The 15994-nt window shown below is 64.6% G+C and carries 15 protein-coding genes; 10 read left to right on the plus strand and 5 right to left on the minus strand.

What is annotated here, in order from left to right:
- The first annotated feature begins 96 nt into the window (after positions 1–96).
- The 4 genes from ACH0BU_RS03415 to ACH0BU_RS03430 all read left to right on the plus strand — a co-directional run bounded on the left by ACH0BU_RS03415 (position 97) and on the right by ACH0BU_RS03430 (position 7514).
- Entirely contained in the window at positions 97–3153 is a 3057-nt protein-coding gene (locus ACH0BU_RS03415; protein ID WP_500263763.1) for a TonB-dependent receptor domain-containing protein, read from the plus strand.
- Between the two features lie 111 nt (positions 3154–3264).
- A complete protein-coding gene (locus ACH0BU_RS03420) occupies positions 3265–4581 on the plus strand; it encodes a spinster family MFS transporter (protein ID WP_500263764.1) in 1317 nt (438 codons plus the stop codon).
- A gap of 331 nt (positions 4582–4912) precedes the next feature.
- Positions 4913–5338 (plus strand): organic hydroperoxide resistance protein, encoded by a 426-nt coding sequence (locus ACH0BU_RS03425; protein WP_500263765.1) that lies wholly within the window; start codon positions 4913–4915, stop codon positions 5336–5338.
- 316 nt (positions 5339–5654) lie between these two features.
- On the plus strand, positions 5655–7514 hold the full coding sequence (locus ACH0BU_RS03430; protein WP_500263766.1) for an ABC transporter ATP-binding protein: 1860 nt from the start codon (positions 5655–5657) through the stop codon (positions 7512–7514).
- A 106-nt stretch (positions 7515–7620) separates the two neighbouring features.
- Here ACH0BU_RS03430 and ACH0BU_RS03435 read toward each other — a convergent pair whose 3' ends face one another.
- From ACH0BU_RS03435 to ACH0BU_RS03455, 5 genes are all read right to left on the minus strand, one after another.
- Positions 7621–7971: a hypothetical protein gene (locus tag ACH0BU_RS03435; protein WP_500263767.1), complete on the minus strand. Its 351-nt coding sequence runs from the start codon at positions 7969–7971 to the stop codon at positions 7621–7623.
- 114 nt (positions 7972–8085) lie between these two features.
- Positions 8086–8688 (minus strand): 50S ribosomal protein L9, encoded by a 603-nt coding sequence (gene rplI / locus ACH0BU_RS03440; RefSeq protein WP_136451167.1) that lies wholly within the window; start codon positions 8686–8688, stop codon positions 8086–8088.
- A 12-nt stretch (positions 8689–8700) separates the two neighbouring features.
- Entirely contained in the window at positions 8701–8925 is a 225-nt protein-coding gene (rpsR, locus tag ACH0BU_RS03445) for a 30S ribosomal protein S18 (protein ID WP_007403456.1), read from the minus strand.
- A complete protein-coding gene (rpsF, locus tag ACH0BU_RS03450) occupies positions 8925–9293 on the minus strand; it encodes a 30S ribosomal protein S6 (protein ID WP_046410507.1) in 369 nt (122 codons plus the stop codon). Before rpsF ends, rpsR begins: the two co-directional genes overlap by 1 nt.
- 143 nt (positions 9294–9436) lie before the next feature.
- Positions 9437–9799: an RcnB family protein gene (locus tag ACH0BU_RS03455; protein ID WP_145119073.1), complete on the minus strand. Its 363-nt coding sequence runs from the start codon at positions 9797–9799 to the stop codon at positions 9437–9439.
- 191 nt (positions 9800–9990) lie between these two features.
- Here ACH0BU_RS03455 and ACH0BU_RS03460 point away from each other — a divergent pair, with 191 nt between their 5' ends.
- From ACH0BU_RS03460 to mltG, 6 genes are all read left to right on the plus strand, one after another.
- Positions 9991–11499 carry a glycosyltransferase family 39 protein gene (locus ACH0BU_RS03460; protein WP_500263768.1) on the plus strand — a complete coding sequence of 503 codons (1509 nt, stop codon included), beginning with the start codon at positions 9991–9993 and terminating at the stop codon, positions 11497–11499.
- Positions 11500–11552: 53 nt separating this feature from the next.
- Positions 11553–12488, plus strand: a complete 936-nt coding sequence (fabD, locus tag ACH0BU_RS03465) for an ACP S-malonyltransferase (RefSeq protein WP_125944916.1) — start codon at positions 11553–11555, stop codon at positions 12486–12488.
- Between the two features lie 13 nt (positions 12489–12501).
- Positions 12502–13242, plus strand: a complete 741-nt coding sequence (gene fabG, locus ACH0BU_RS03470) for a 3-oxoacyl-[acyl-carrier-protein] reductase (RefSeq protein WP_145119080.1) — start codon at positions 12502–12504, stop codon at positions 13240–13242.
- Between the two features lie 80 nt (positions 13243–13322).
- Complete coding sequence (locus ACH0BU_RS03475) at positions 13323–13559, plus strand: acyl carrier protein (protein WP_046410516.1); 237 nt, start codon at positions 13323–13325, stop codon at positions 13557–13559.
- A gap of 119 nt (positions 13560–13678) precedes the next feature.
- Complete coding sequence (fabF, locus tag ACH0BU_RS03480) at positions 13679–14938, plus strand: beta-ketoacyl-ACP synthase II (RefSeq protein WP_125944918.1); 1260 nt, start codon at positions 13679–13681, stop codon at positions 14936–14938.
- A 77-nt stretch (positions 14939–15015) separates the two neighbouring features.
- Positions 15016–15984, plus strand: coding sequence for an endolytic transglycosylase MltG (gene mltG / locus ACH0BU_RS03485; protein WP_500263769.1), 969 nt, complete (start codon positions 15016–15018; stop codon positions 15982–15984).
- The last annotated feature ends 10 nt before the right edge of the window (positions 15985–15994 follow it).

Raw genomic sequence — 15994 nt, forward strand, 5'->3', positions numbered from 1 at the left:
TGAGCCGCATTGCCGCTTGACCTTACGGAAAGCGCGTCGTCTATTCGATGATACGGTACGGCCCGAATAGAGGCTGACCGCATCGGGAGAGAGATGATGGCGAAAGCGCTTTTCGTCCGCGGCACCGCATGTTCGGCGCTCGCGTGGGCCCTTCTCACCGCCGGAACGGCGCACGCACAGATCGGCGGCGACCCCACGGCCATCCAGTCGGCACCGGCCACCAACGATACGTCGGCACCCGACATCGTCGTCACCGGCACGCTGATCCGCGGCACGCCGGAGAACTTGGCCGTGCCGGTGGATGTCATCTCCAGCGAGGAACTGGCGAAGCAGGGCGCACCGACGGCGGTCGATCTGCTCAAGAACCTGACCGTGGCGAACGGCACGGTGGGTGACGCCAATCAGTTCGACACGCGCGCGCAAGGCTCCGAAGGTGTTGCCTCGGTCAACTTGCGTGGTCTGGGGCCGCAGCGTACCCTGGTGCTCCTCAACGGCAAGCGCATGGTGCCATCCGGGCTCGGCATCCCGATCGTCGACGTCAACATGTTCCCGACCTCCGCGATCGGCCGGGTCGAAATCCTGAAAGATGGCGCCGCGGCGACCTATGGGTCGGACGCCATCGCGGGCGTGGTGAACTTCATCACGCGCACCGATCAGCAAGGCTTCCTCGTTTCCGGTGACTATCGCTGGATCAAGGGGTCGAACGGCGATTACGGTGCGGCGGCGTCGTACGGGCACAAACAGGACAATTTCCGTGTCTTTGCCTCGATCGGCTATCAGCGGCGCTCCGAGCTTCGCTTCACCGATCGTGATTTCGCGGTGCAGCCCTATCCCACCAACCCACAAGGTGCGTGGACCGGGGGCGGCAGCCCCGGCAACTTCGATTTCAACGGTACGGTCGGCGGCATCAATCTCACGACTGATCTCGGCTGCGAAGGGCTCGGCGGCTTCCGCAGCGCGCCCGGCTCCAACACCGACCGTTGCTTCACGCAATTCGGCCAGTTCGATAATCTGATCGAGCCGGAGGAGCGCTTCCAGGCCTTCCTCGACACTGAGTTCGACGTGGCTGACAATGCGTCGCTTCGCCTGACGGGACTGTATTCGTTCACCAACACCCGGGTGACGAGCTCGCCCAGCTACCTGCCGACGCTTCCGCCATCGACAAACGCGGCGTTCGGCAATGGCTCGCTGTTCGTCATCCCCGGCTATGCACCGGCGCTGCGTGACTATTGCGCATTGTACGGCGCGCAGGCGGGGTGCTCGCGCTCTGCGTCCGGCGCACTCGACAGCGCGGTCGCGTTGCCGGTGCTGTTCCGGCCCTTCCTGCTGGGCGGCAATCCCTTGTTCGAGAGCCGCAGCAACGATCGCGGCTCCGCCGTCTCGAAGCGCGAGACGGAGGCGATGCGCTTCACCGCCGACCTTCATATAGAAGTCAGCAGCAACATCGATTTCACGACGGGCTTCACCTTCAGCGAATATCATCGCGACTATGACGGCACCGACACCTTCGGCGATCTGCTGCAGAATGCGATGGCGGGCTTCGGCGGCCCCAATTGCGCCTATGCGTCGACCGCCTCGCGCGCTGGCCTGACCCCGGCGCAGCTGGCGGGCCTCGCGGGCACCAACGGCTGTACGTTCTTCAACCCGTTCTCCACCGCGATACCGGCTAACGCGGTCACCGGCATCCTCAACCCTAACTTTGCGGGCACGCGCAATCCTGCCGGCTTCAATCTCTCGCCCGGCGCTGGCCTCATCAACGACCTGGCGACGATCGACCTGTTCTTCCGCACGCCCAACACGCAGGTTCGTACCCAGCAATATGTCGGCGACGTCGCGCTTTCGGGGCGTACCGGCATCCGGCTGTGGGCCGACAGGGATATCGGGTTTGCGGTGGGCGGGCAGTATCGCAAGAACACGTTCCAGACGCTGCTCAACAACGACGCCAATATCGCTGTGACGCCGTGCCCGGGAACGCCGCTCAACCCGAATGCGACCTGTAACCCGCAAACCGGGGCGCTCGGCTTCCTCGGCACCAATCCCGAACGCACGGCGGATGCCGATGTGTACGCCTTGTTCGCCGAGCTGCAGATCCCGATCATCGACGCGATCAACCTGCAATTGTCGGCGCGGTATGAGGATTACCGCGGCAACGTGGGCTCCACCTTTGATCCGCAGGCGCGCCTGAAGATCGAGCTGACCGACTGGCTCGGCATCCGCGGCGGCGTCGGCACCAGTTTCCGTGGGCCGCCGCCTCAGAACCTGTCGGGCTCCGGCGTGTCGCTGCAGGTGATCGGCACCGGTTTCCGCGCGGTGGAGATCTTCGGCAATCCAAACCTGCGCCCGGAAAGCGCAACCACCTATAATGGCGGCATCCTGATCGATCGCGGGCCGTTCAACGCCAGCCTCGACTATTGGCGCTACGACCTGAAGGGGCCGATCGAATCGGAGCCGGTGTCCGGGCTGGCCAATGCTTTGTTCGGCGCGAGTGGCACCGCCAATTGCGGCAATCCGGCTTTTGCCGCACTCCAGTCACGCTTCACCTTCAACGCAGCGGGTTGCGGCATCAACAATGTCAGCCGCCTGCGTACGCAGGTGTTCAACAGCGCAGACGTGAAGACGTCCGGCCTTGATTTCACCGCCAGCTATCGCGGTGAACTCGGCCCCGTCGAACTCACCGTGGGCGGCGCTGCGACCTATGTCATCGATTATGATATCAAGGATCTGTTCGTCGAAGGCATTCTGGTGCAGCCGGCCTTCGATGCGGTCGGAAAGCTGAATTTCCAGACCACCGCATACCCGATCCCGCAATGGCGCGGGAACTGGTACGTGCAGGGGGACACCGGGCCACATTCGCTGCGGCTCCAGTTCAACTATGTCGACGGCTATACCGATCAGCGCGGTCCCGCCATTTTCGGGCCCAACGCGGGTGCACTGGCTGGAGCGTCGGTAACCCGCGGCAAGGAAATCGGATCTTGGCGGACGTTCGATGCGACGTACCGTCTGGCGCTTGACACCGGCACGAACTTCACGCTTGCGGCGGTCAACATCTTCAACCGCGACCCGCCGTTTGCGCGCCTTGACCCCAATTACGACAGCTTCACTGCGTCGCCGCTCGGGTTCACCCTGAAAGCGGCGGTTTCACAGGCCTTTTGACCTTCGGCGGGCAGCATTGTTGCGAAACATTGCTGCCCGTACCAATGCCACTGGTGTATTCCTTTCGCCTCGTTAAAGATCGAAGGGCGTATACAAGCGTAGGAGAGCGATATGGATGCCAGCACCACATGGGTGCATGATGACCGTGACAGGAAGGCACTCAGCCGTCGCGGATGGACGCTGGCACTGCTGACCACGGCCTATTTCTTCAGCTTCATGGACCGGCAGATCCTCGCGATCCTGCTGGAGGCGATCAAGGCGGACCTGCACCTCTCGGACACCCAGCTTGGGCTATTGTCCGGCCTCGTGTTCGCCATTTTCTACGCCACCCTCGGCCTGCCGATCGCGCGCCTCGCGGATCGATCAAGCCGCAGCAACATCATCGCAATCAGCATTGCCTTCTGGAGCGCCATGACGGCGCTGTGCGGCTTCGCGCAGAATTTCGTGCATCTGATGTTCGCCCGTATTGGCGTCGGCATCGGGGAGGCCGGGTTTGGCCCGCCCAGCCAGTCGATCATCGCCGATCTCTATCCCCCCGAGAAGCGCGCAAGCGCTATGGCGATCTACTCGCTCGGCGTGCTGCTTGGCGGTGGGCTCGGCATGGTGATCGGCGGGTTTGTGGCGCACTCCTACGGCTGGCGCGTCGCGCTGATGGTCGTTGGCCTTCCCGGGATCGTGCTGGCCATCATCATGAAGCTGTTCGTGGTCGAGCCGCGCCGTGGCCTCGCCGACGGAAAGGTACCCGCGGCGCCCGCCGACGCGCCAGTCATCGGCATGTGGCAGGGCATCGCTTCGATGTGGCGTAATCGGGCGGCGTTCCACCTCGTCGCGGCGATCACCATCACCTCGCTGGTCGGCTATGCCGTGACCGGTTGGGGACCCAGCTACATGCAGCGCTCGCTCGGCATGTCGATCCTCGACGTGTCCAAATATGTCGCACTGCCCGCGGCGCTGATTGCGGGCTTCTCGGCCATGCTGGGCGGCTGGCTGTGTGACCGCGTGGCAAAGAGCAAGGGCATCTATGCCCAAAGCTATGTCGTCGTTGTCCTGAAGATCATCGCCTTTCCGTTCGCGCTGGGCTTCTACTTCGTCGATCACCTGTGGCTCGCGCTCAGCTCGTACTTCGTCGCGGCGATCTTCGCCGGCGCGTACATCGGCCCGACCTACGCCATGATCCAGCACCTCGCGCCGCTGCGGCTGCGTGCCACCTGGGCGGCGTTGACGCTGCTGGCGACCAGCCTGCTTGGCCTCGGCCTCGGGCCGTTCGCGGTCGGTCAGATCAGCGATCTCCTGCGGCCCACCTATGGTGGTGAATCGCTCCGCTGGGCGATGTTCTCGGTGGCGATGCTGACGCCGTGGGGCATCTTCCACTACTGGCGCGCAGGCGTTCTGATGAAGCGCCAGGAGGAGGCCGCAAAAGCCGCCTGACGGCTCCCGCCGGCGCCCTTCGGGGCGTCGGCACCACCCGCGGCCGGCATGGTGTCGTTAAGCTTGGCGCAACCTTTGCGGCAGTGCCGCATTGTAGCGGAAACGTTACTCAAGGTTGCTTCGATGAAACAGATCGTTCCGATCGTGCTCGCCCTGATCCCGCTTGCTGCCGTGGTGGGAGCGTGCGTCACGGTTCCTTGATCCGCCATTACATCGACATGGAGCGACGCCCGTCCTTGATCCTCAAGGGCGGGCGTTGTTCTTATGGTCACCCTTGCAATTACATTGCGCGCAACCGAATATAGCCTCTCGGAAGCTTTGGAGGAACGAGATGAGCGCATTGTACACGACGAAGGTAACGGCTGTCGGGGGCCGCAGTGGCACCGTGCGAAGCGAGGACGGCATCCTCGATCTTTCGCTCGCGATGCCAAAGGAACTCGGTGGAAAGGGTGGAGCGACCAATCCGGAGCAATTGTTCGCTGCCGGCTACGCCGCATATTTCGAAAACGCCGTGATCCATGTGACCCGCGGAAAGGCCGTGAAGGTCCGCGACGACGATATCGAGGTGATCGCTGATGTGGGGCTTCAGCCCGCGGCCGGCGGGGGCTTCGCGCTTACCGTGGCGCTTGACGTCACCATCGCTGGTGTGGACCAAGCGCAGGCCCAAGAGATTGTTCAGGCCGCGCACGCAGTTTGCCCCTATTCCAACGCGGTGCGGGGCAATGTTGACGTGGCGCTCAACGTATCGACGCGCTGACAAAAGGACGGCTCTGCCCGTCGGCAGAGCCGTCCCTTATCACCGTCCGATCAAGCGCGTCCGTTTTACCCGCTTCCCCAACCGCGCCGCTGACTCGTCGCAACGGACGCACGGCGTGGCGGCAATTCAGCACAAATTGTTGGTCTTTTCGCGCGACCTGGGGCAGCGGGCGGCGCGATGCTGCCCTGCATGCGCGAAACCAATGAAATAAAGCGAAGTTGTGTTGCCTTGATGATCAAGCGCAACATTTCTTTCGCGTCTTGGCATCGGTCGTCTCGCTCGGGCTTTACCGTTGATGAACAGTTACGATCCAGCAATGCCCTTTCTGGTTAATCCCACGCGATTCCTGCTGCATTATGTGGCGGCCCGACCCTGGATATTCCTGCTGCTGGGCCTTCTGGTCGCTGGCGCGTCGGTCAGTTCGATCGGCGTCCAATATGCGATGAAGGTGTTGATCGACACCATGACCGGCGACGATCGCATCCGGTCTGCGGTCTATGCCGCGCTGGCAGCGTTCCTCGGCCTCGTCATTATCGAAAGCCTGCTGCAACGGCTCGCCGCGCTGACGCTCGGCCAGGCGACCGTCGTGTCCGGCGTCGCGATCCGGCTCGACATGGTGAACTACCTCACCGGTCATCAGATGCCGTTTTTCCAGAACCAACGTGCCGGTTCGTTGGGGCATCGGATCTCCGGGCTGGCAGGCATCTTCGGCGCCATCATCCACCGCCTGCTGCAGGAGGTAACGCCGCCGCTGATCGTGTTCGCCGGGGCGATGCTGATCTTCATCACGATCGACGTGGGCATGGCGATCGTCCTCGGCGGGATCTTCGTGGTGGTGACACTCGGCCTCGTGCTGCTCGGGCTGCGCGGCCATGTCCATCACAAGGCGTTTGCCGAACACGCCGGCACGGTGGGCGGTGAGCTCGTCGACTTCATCGGCAACATCTGGGTGGTGAAGGCCTTTGCTGCCGGCGAGCGTGAGATGTCCCGTTTGCGCGGCTTCCTCGATGACGAGGCGATCGCCCAACGCCGCGGCTGGTTCTTTGTCGAGCGGATGCGCGGGCTGCACGATCTGTCGCTGGCGATCTTCGTCGGCGGGACATTGATCTGGGCAATCGGGCGCTGGTCTGATGGCAACATCACGACCGGCGACGTCGTCGTCATCAGCACGCTTACCTTCCGTATCCTCCACGGCTCGCGCGATCTTGCCATGGCGCTGATCGATGTGAGCCAGCAGTTCAGCTATCTGCGTGAGACGCTCGATATCATTGGCGTGCCGCAGACGCTGAGCGATGCACCGGGCGCGACGCGGCTTCGCGTGGGTGAGGGCAGGGTGGAATTCAACCACGTCACCTTCGGCTATGATCCGCGCCACCCGATCCTGCACGATCTGTCGCTGGAGATCCCCGCCGGCCAAAAGGTCGGGATCGTCGGTCCGTCCGGGGCCGGCAAGTCATCGATGTTGCAGCTGGTTCAGCGCTTCCACGATCCACAGGCCGGGCACGTGCTGATCGATGGGCAACGCGTCGACAGCGTCACGCAGGAAAGCTTGCGCGATGCGGTCGCCGTGGTCCCGCAGGAGGTATTGCTGTTCCACCGCTCGGTGATGGAGAACATCCGCTTCGCCCGCCCCGACGCGGATGATGAGGAGGTGTTCCGCGCGGCGGAGGCGGCGGGATGCGATGATTTCATCCGCCGCTTGCCGCATGGCTATGACAGCATCGTGGGTGAACGCGGCACCAATCTGTCCGGTGGTCAGCGGCAACGAATCGGCATCGCGCGTGCCTTCCTGAAGAATGCCCGGATCGTCCTTCTCGATGAGGCGACCTCGGCGCTCGATTCCGAATCCGAGCTTGAGGTGCAGAATGGGCTGGAGGCTCTGATCCAGAACCGCACCGTGATCGCCGTCGCGCACCGCCTCTCTACGATCGTCAACTTCGACCGCGTGGTGGTCGTATCGGAGGGACGGGTGATCGAGGATGGCCCACCGCAGCAATTGCTGCGCCGCCCGGATGGCGCCTTCCGCGCCTTGTGGGTGATGCAGGTCGAGGGGCTGGATCGATCGTCGGGCATCTCGGCGGCTGGCGAGCGGCTGCGCGCCCTGTCCGAACGCAGCCGCGCCCGAGTCCAGCGCATGATGCGCAGCGCCTGGCATGGGGTAACCGAACGGCCCTAAGGGCAGGGGCTGTGCGCTCCCGTCGCTGCGGATGGCAAGGCTTGGCTGGGCAAAGCTGACGTGCGGGAATGATTGGTGTCGGCAGCCGCCAGGGCAGGTTTTGATTTCAGAGCCGCTGCTCCTTACCGCGGTTCAGCGCCCTCCAAGCCAGCCAGAGATGCAGTTGCTGACCGGCGAGTAGCGCCGCGCCCATCAGTACCAGCACGGGCAGTGCGAAATGCTCCTGTCCTGGGCGCGGTGCGACCGACAGCGACAACCCGGTCGCGAAGCCGAGCAGGAGAACGGTGAGCACGGGCATGAAGGCCAGCGCTACCGGTCGCGGCGCGGACCAGTTTACCTCGTCCGTCAGGCTCCATTGCATCGGAAGGCGGTCCGCACTGTGGAAGCGCTTGTTCGCGCGGAGGGCGACGCAACTGCTTGTCGCGACGAACAGCAGCAGGACGAGCAGCATCAACATGGTCCGGTTCCTCCGCACCTGAGATTAGCCGCCAATCGGGGGGCGTCAGACAAGAAAAAACCCGCCCGGCGTGATGCCGGACGGGTTTTCAAGCATCGCACAGCCAAGGGCCGATCAGCCCTGCGCCGGCTCCTCGGCCTCGTCGCGGGCCTCGGCGGTGGCGCCAGGCTCTGCGTTAGGGTCGAACTTCTCCAGGAAGCCACCCTGGTCACGGCCTTCTTCGAAGACCTGTGCCATGACGTCCACGCCAGCCGCCTGCATCTCTGCCTCTTCAGGCGAGCGTGCGACGTTGACCTTGACCGTCACGGACACTTCCGGGTGCAGCGCGACCTTCACGTCGTACACGCCGATCGACTTGATCGGACGGTCGAGCACGACGGCCGACTTGGCGACCTTGTGGCCAGCCTCGTTCAGCGCCTCGACCAGATCGCGAACCGCGACCGAGCCGTACAGCTGGCCGACGTTCGACGCCTGGCGGATGATGGTGACCTGTGCGTCCTTGAAGCTCTTCGCTTCCTTCTCGGCCTCGCCACGACGGTTGGCGTTTTCCGACTCGATGCGAGCACGGTTGGCTTCGAAGACCTTGCGGTTCGCTTCGTTGGCGCGCAGCGCCTTCTTGTTCGGCAGGAGGTAGTTGCGGGCGAAGCCATCCTTCACCTTCACCACGTCGCCGATGGCGCCGAGCTTCTCGACGCGCTCAAGCAGAATGACGTCCATCTGCTCTTCTCCTTACTTAACGACGTAGGGCAGCAGGCCCAGGTGACGGGCGCGCTTGATCGCCTGGGCGAGCTCGCGCTGCTTCTTGGCGCTCACCGACGTGATGCGCGACGGAACGATCTTGCCACGCTCGGACACGAAGCCCTGCAGCAGACGCACGTCCTTATAGTCGATCCGGGGAGCGTCCTTCGCGGAGAAGGGGCAGCTCTTGCGACGACGGAAGAAGGGGCGTGCCATTATGCGTTCTCCTCTTCACGACGACGGCCGCGCTCGCGGTCGCGTTCCTGCTTACGCATCATCACCGACGGGCCCTGCTCATGCGCGTCAACCTTGACGGTCATGTAGCGGATCACGTCCTCGTTGATGGAATGCTGGCGCTCGATCTCGGCGACGGTGTCACCGGGCGCGTCGATCTCGAGCATGACATAGTGAGCCTTGCGGTTCTTCGACATGCGATATGCCATCGAACGCAGGCCCCAGGTCTCGGTCTTGACGACCTTGCCCTGATGATCTTCGACAATCTTGGTGACGGCTTCCGCCATCGCGTCCACCTGCGCCTGTGCCAAATCTTGGCGCGCAAGGAACACGTGCTCGTAAAGAGCCATGTGCTTTCCTTCGTTGGCCGATCGCTGACATGGCCCCATGCCATGCCCCTCCGGCTGTCGTCCACAACAGCAAAAGGCGAGGAGTCGACGCTCCCCGCCCATGCTCTGCGCTCCTGTACCGGGAGCGGGTCAAATTGCAAGCCTTAGCGGAAGGCGCCCCTAACGATCGTCACGATCTGGCCGTTGCGGCCCAGGAGCAGGGCGTCATGACCCGACCGGACCCACTGCTGTCCACGCTGCGGCGCATAAAGGCGCTTGCCGCGGAACTGGCGATAGTCGACCACGCGATAGTTGCGGGCATATCGACGGTCGAACCGCTCGCCTTTGCGCCAGTCGCGATAGGTCGGCTGACGGGTGACGGTGGTGTGCTTCACGACCGTGCCGTTGCCGCGATGCTGAACCGTGCGGGTGGTCGTCTCGCGATGCTGCGCCGATGCGGTGCTGGCGATCACCGGCGTGGCGACCAGCGAGGCTGCAACCGTCGCCTTGATCAGCTTCTTGAACATCTGACTGCTCCTCTTCACTCTCTTGCAGGCGCCGATACCGCGGCGTCGGAGACCTATCTGGGGCAGGGATGTATCCGACCTGTCACAGTGAGCGGGCGAAATGGTCGCGATTTGTCGCAGGATCGTTGCGAAGCTGAATCGACGTTCAGAATACAAGCATTTCTATACCGGATCGGCCTAGAAGCGCCGCGATGGCGATTCTTCTTGCGCGTGAAGGAAGGGGCAGGGCGGCCCGTGCACCGGCGTCGGCAATGCCGTTGGTCGATGTCCGCGCGCGGCTGCGCTGGGCGCTGCTCCTGCTGGCCGGCATCACTGCGGCATTGTTCGTCGGCTGGGTGGGCTTCATGGCGTCCGACGATTCGCTCTATTATGCCGGCGCCGTTCGCTGGCTCACCGACCCGCCCTTTGCCGGCAGCGATCACTGGTCCACCCGCTTTCCGCTGACGGTGAGCTTTGCCGCGGTGCTCGCAGCGGTCGGCCGCAACTATGCGGCGTTCGGGGTCACCGCGGTCCTGTTTTACCTTCTGCTGGTGGCAGTCGTCGGTCGCTTCACGGCGCAGCTTGCAGGCGAGCGGAGCGGCTGGATCGCGGCCCTGCTCACCGCCACGCTCGCGGTAGTGGTCACGGACGCCACCACAGTCAGTGTCGATCTTATCGAGGTGGCGGCGCTGATCGGTGGCGCGTGGCTGGTCGGCAGCGCCAACGACGATCGCCGGGGCTTGACCCGTGCGGCGCTCGGCGGCGCGCTGTTCGGCACGGCAGTGCTGTGCCGCGAAACGAGCGTGCTCGCGCTCGCCGCCCTCGGCCCTGCGCTTCTTCTCGGCCGACCCGTGTCGCGCCGGCTCCTGATCGCCTGCGGCCTCGGTGCAGCAGCGGTGCTGGCGGGCGAGGCGCTGTTTCAATGGTCCCTGACGGGCGATCCGCTGCGCCGCTACACCATCGCCTTTCACCACGACGAGCACATCAACCGCGCCGCAAACCGGGAGGGCAATTTCCTTCTCTGGCCGCCGATCGACCCCGTGCTTGTCCTTCTAATCAACGATGACTTCGGCTTGCTCTTCTGGCTCGCCGGCGCCGCATTATGGCGCGGCGCATGGTCGCTCACCCCGCCTCAGCGCCGCGCTCCGCTGACGCTGCTCGCGGCGATGGCGGGGGTGAGCTTCCTTCTCGTCGCGGCCTTGTACACCAAACTGGTCCTGAACCCGCGCTACTTCATGCTCGCCGCGATCGTCGCGGTCATCGTACTGGCGATCTGGCTCGATCGACTCGATCGCCGCCTCGGCGCGCTGATCATCGCGCTGCTCGTGTCGACGAACCTGTTGCTGATGAGCGTCGGCAACGCGCATCCCCGCTGGCCGATGGAGGCGCTGGTACGTGCCGCGCAGGCACATCCCCGAGAGGTGATCGCCGCTGATGCCGACATCGTGCGCCGCGCCGACATATCGATGGCCTTCATCGGGCAGAGCAACGTGCGCGCGCTGCCGCTCGATCTTTCTGACAAGGCCCTGCCGCACCTCGTGGTAGCGCCGGTCGATCAGGCACCGTCCGGTCAGGTGATCGACCGCTATCCGCCGCCGCCGACACGGCTCGGATCATTGCTCCGCACCCTTGGGTTGGAGCCGCTGGTACCCGCGTCGATCGCCCGCAGGATGTTCGCACCGGGCACCGAAATGGTACTGGTCCGTACCACCGGCGGTTGACCGCTGCGCCCTGCCACGCCTACCGCGCCCCTCTTCCAATTCAGGAGCGACCGATGCGAGCGTTCATCTTTCCGGGCCAGGGCAGCCAGGCCGTCGGCATGGGCCAGGCACTGGCAGCCGCCAGCCCCGCCGCGCGCGAGGTTTTTGGCGAGGTTGACGATGCGCTGGGCCAGAATCTCTCGCGCCTCATGGCCGAAGGGCCTGCTGACGAATTGACGCTGACCGAGAATGCGCAGCCCGCGATCATGGCCAATGCCATCGCGACGCTGCGTGTGCTGGAGAAGGAAGGCGGCGTGCGCTTGGCCGACAAGGCCGATTTCGTCGCTGGCCACAGCCTGGGCGAATATACCGCGCTGTGCGCTGCCGGCGCTTTCGATCTTGCGACAACCGCGCGCCTGTTGAAGCTGCGCGGCCAGGCGATGCAGGCAGCGGTGCCGGTGGGTGAGGGCGGCATGGCTGCGCTTCTCGGCGCGGATCTGGCCAAGGCACAGGCGATCGCTGCCGCCGCGGCGGAAGGCGATGTGTGCACCGTCGCCAACGACAATGACCCCTCGCAGGTCGTGATCTCGGGAACGAAGGCCGCGATCGATCGCGCCATCGCGATTGCCAAGGATCATGGTGCGAAGCGCGGCATTGCGCTCCCGGTTTCCGCACCGTTTCATTGCTCGCTGATGCAGCCCGCGGCCGACGCGATGGCCGCCGCGCTCGCGGACGCTGCAATCGCCGCGCCGCTCGTCCCGGTGTACGCCAACGTCCTTGCTGCACCGGTCAGCGATCCCGACACGATCCGCCGGCTGCTCGTGGAACAGGTCACCGGCATGGTCCGCTGGCGCGAATCGGTGCTGGCGATGACCGAGGCAGGGGTGACCGACTTCGTCGAGTTCGGCGGCAAGGTGCTCGGCCCGATGGTGAAGCGCATTTCGCCGGATGCGAATGCGATCAGCATCGTGTCCATGGATGATATCGAAGCGCTGCTGAAGGCGCTGTGAAGGAGGAAATCTGATGTTCGACCTCACGGGCATGACGGCGCTGGTCACCGGCGCGTCGGGCGGGATCGGATCGGCCGTCGCACAGGCGCTCGCCGCGCAGGGCGCACGACTGGCGGTATCGGGATCCAATGTCGAGAAGCTGGAAGCGTTCCGCGCCAGCCTCGGCGCGGATCACGTCGCGGTGCCGGCCAATCTCTCCGATGCGGCCGCCGTCGACGCGCTTGTGCCGGCCGCGGTCGAGGCACTTGGCGGCCGGCTCGACATCCTCGTCAACAATGCCGGCGTCACGCGCGACAACCTCACCATGCGGATGAAGGATGACGAATGGGATCAGGTGATCCGCGTCAACCTCGAGGCCGCGTTCCGCCTCATCCGCGCGGCGGCCAAGCCGATGATGAAGCAGCGTTTCGGCCGCATCGTGTCGATCACCTCGGTGGTCGGCCAGACCGGCAACCCCGGCCAGGCGAACTATGCCGCGTCGAAGGCCGGGCTTGTCGGCATGTCGAAGGCGGTGGCGCAGGAACTCGCCAGCCGCGGCGTCACGGTCAATTGTGTCGCGCCAGGCTTCATCCGCTCTGCCATGACCGATGTGCTGCCGGACGCGCAAAAGACTGCGCTGCTGACGAAGATTCCGGCTGGTGATCTTGGTACTGGCGAGGATATTGGCGCCGCCGTCGTCTACCTTGCATCGCGCGAGGCAGGTTATGTCACCGGGCAGACGTTGCACGTCAACGGCGGCATGGCGATGATTTAAAGCAGACTTGTATCGCAGCGAGGCCCGTTCTACCTGCGTTCAGGATTCTACAACCCCCCGACGAAACAAAGGGAATTATTATGAGCGAGACCGCCGACCGCGTGAAGAAGATCGTCGTCGAGCATCTCGGCGTCGAGGCCGACAAGGTGACCGAGGACGCGAGCTTCATCGACGATCTCGGCGCGGACAGCCTCGACATTGTCGAGCTGGTGATGGCGTTCGAGGAAGAGTTCGGGGTGGAAATTCCCGATGACGCTGCCGAGAAGATCACCACCGTGCGCGATGCGATTACCTATATCGACGAGCACAAGGGCTGATCGCCCGCGGGGTGGGGCGGCATGACGTTCGCTCCTGCTTCGCACCGGATTTGAGCGGCCCCCCGTCCCCGGCTAGAGGGCGGGGGGCCGTTTCGTTGTAATGTTCATGGAGTTGCGCAATGCGCCGCGTCGTTGTCACAGGTCTTGGTCTCGTCACCCCGCTTGGGGCAGACGTGGAAACAGCATGGGCCAATATCATCGCTGGCAAGTCGGGCGCAGGCCCGATCACGCGATTTGATGCCTCGGACCAGAAGTGCCGCATCGCCTGCGAGGTGAAGCCGGCCGATCACCCCTACGGCTTCGACGCCGGCAAGCGGGTCGATCACAAGATCCAGCGCCAGGTCGATCCGTTCATCGTCTACGGCATCGATGCGGCTGGCCAGGCGCTCGAGGACGCCGGCCTCACCGAGATGTCGGAGCAGGAGCGCTATCGCGCCGGCTGTTCGATCGGTGCCGGGATCGGCGGGCTGCCGGGGATCGAAAGCGAATCGATCGTTCGCCATGAAAAGGGCCCCAGCCGCGTCAGCCCGCACTTCGTCCACGGTCGTCTGATCAACCTGATCTCGGGTCAGGTCAGCATCAAATACGGCCTGATGGGCCCGAACCATGCGGTCGTGACCGCCTGTTCGACCGGCGCGCATTCGATCGGCGACGCCGCGCGGATGATCGCGATGGACGATGCGGACGTGATGCTCGCCGGTGGTTCGGAGGGCGCGATCTGCCCGCTCGGCATCGCCGGCTTCGCCCAGGCGCGCGCGCTCAGCACCAACTTCAACGACAATCCTGAAAAGGCCAGCCGCCCCTACGACAAGGACCGCGACGGCTTCGTGATGGGCGAGGGTGCCGGCGTCGTCGTGCTCGAGGAATATGAGCGCGCCAAGGCACGCGGCGCGAAGATCTATGCCGAAGTGATCGGCTATGGCCTTTCGGGTGACGCCTATCACGTCACGGCGCCGCATCCGGAAGGGTCGGGCGCGTTCCGCTCGATGGAGATGGCGATGCGCAAGTCGGGGCTCCGGCTTGAGGACATCGACTATATCAACGCTCACGGCACCTCGACCCCGCTGGGCGACGAGCTGGAGCTTGGCGCGGTTCGCCGGCTGTTCGGCGACCATATTGGCTCGCTGTCCATGTCCTCGACCAAGTCGGCGATCGGCCACCTGCTCGGCGGTGCCGGCGCGGTGGAGAGCATCTTCTGCATCCTCGCCATGCGCGACCAGATCGTGCCGCCGACGCTCAACCTCGACAACCCCAGCGACAATTGCGCGGGCGTGGACCTCGTGCCGCATGTCGCGAAGAAGCGTCAGGTTCGTGCCGTGCTCAACAACAGCTTCGGCTTTGGCGGCACCAACGCATCGCTGGTGATGAAGGCGATCTGACCGACCGCGCGCAGGCGGGGTGAGCGGACGGCAGAACGCCGCCCGCCTCCGCCGCGCGTCCTCACCAGGGTATAGGCATGCGCAAGACGGGGTGTTTCGGACTGCTGATCGGGCTGGCGTTGATCGCCGGCCTGTTCTGGATCGCGCGCGACTGGTCCGGTCCTGGCCCCGCGACCAAGCCGCTGGCGGTCGTCGTACCCGAAGGCGCCAGCCTCGCCCGGGCCGCCGCGCAGCTGGAGAAGGAGGGCGCACTCCGTTCCGCCTGGCGCTTCCGCGGCTATGCGCGTGTGTTCGGCACGGGCCGTCCGATCAAGGCCGGCGAATATGCGATTTCGAAGGGCGCCAGCGCAGCCGACATCCTGACCCTGCTTGAGGAAGGCAAGGTCCGCCAGCGCCTTGTGCCAGTACCCGAAGGCTATCCCTCGATCCTCGTTCATGAGGCGCTGATGCGTGCCGAAGGGCTGGAGGGAGAGGTGCCGGTCCCCGCCGAAGGGTCGATTCTGCCCGACAGCTACGCCTATCAGCTGAACGACACCCGTGCCGCGGTCGTCGCCCGCATGCAGAAGGCGATGGCCGATTACCTCGCCGCCGCCTGGAAGAAGCGCAAGCCCGGCATCGCTGTTTCCACCCCGGAGGAGGCGGTGATCCTCGCCTCGATCGTGGAAAAGGAAACTGGCAAGCCGTCCGAGCGGCGGATGGTCGCCGCGGTCTATACGAACCGGCTGAAGCGCGGCATGCCGCTGCAGGCCGACCCCACAGTCATCTACCCGATCACCAAGGGCAAGCCGCTCGGCCGCCGCATCCTGCGGTCGGAGCTTCAGGCGAAGAACGGCTACAACACCTACGCCAGCGCCGGCCTGCCGGTCGGGCCGATCGCCAACCCCGGCCGCGAATCGATCGATGCGGTGCTCGATCCGGAGACGAGCTCAGCGCTTTATTTCGTGGCGGACGGCACCGGCGGGCATGTGTTCGCCGACACGCTGCAGCAGCACAATGCCAATGTCGCCAAATGGTATGCCATCCGCCGCGCACGGGGTGAGATGTAAGCTGTTCACA

Source organism: Sphingomonas olei (assembly GCF_045369765.1).
Lineage (GTDB): Bacteria > Pseudomonadota > Alphaproteobacteria > Sphingomonadales > Sphingomonadaceae > Sphingomonas > Sphingomonas panaciterrae.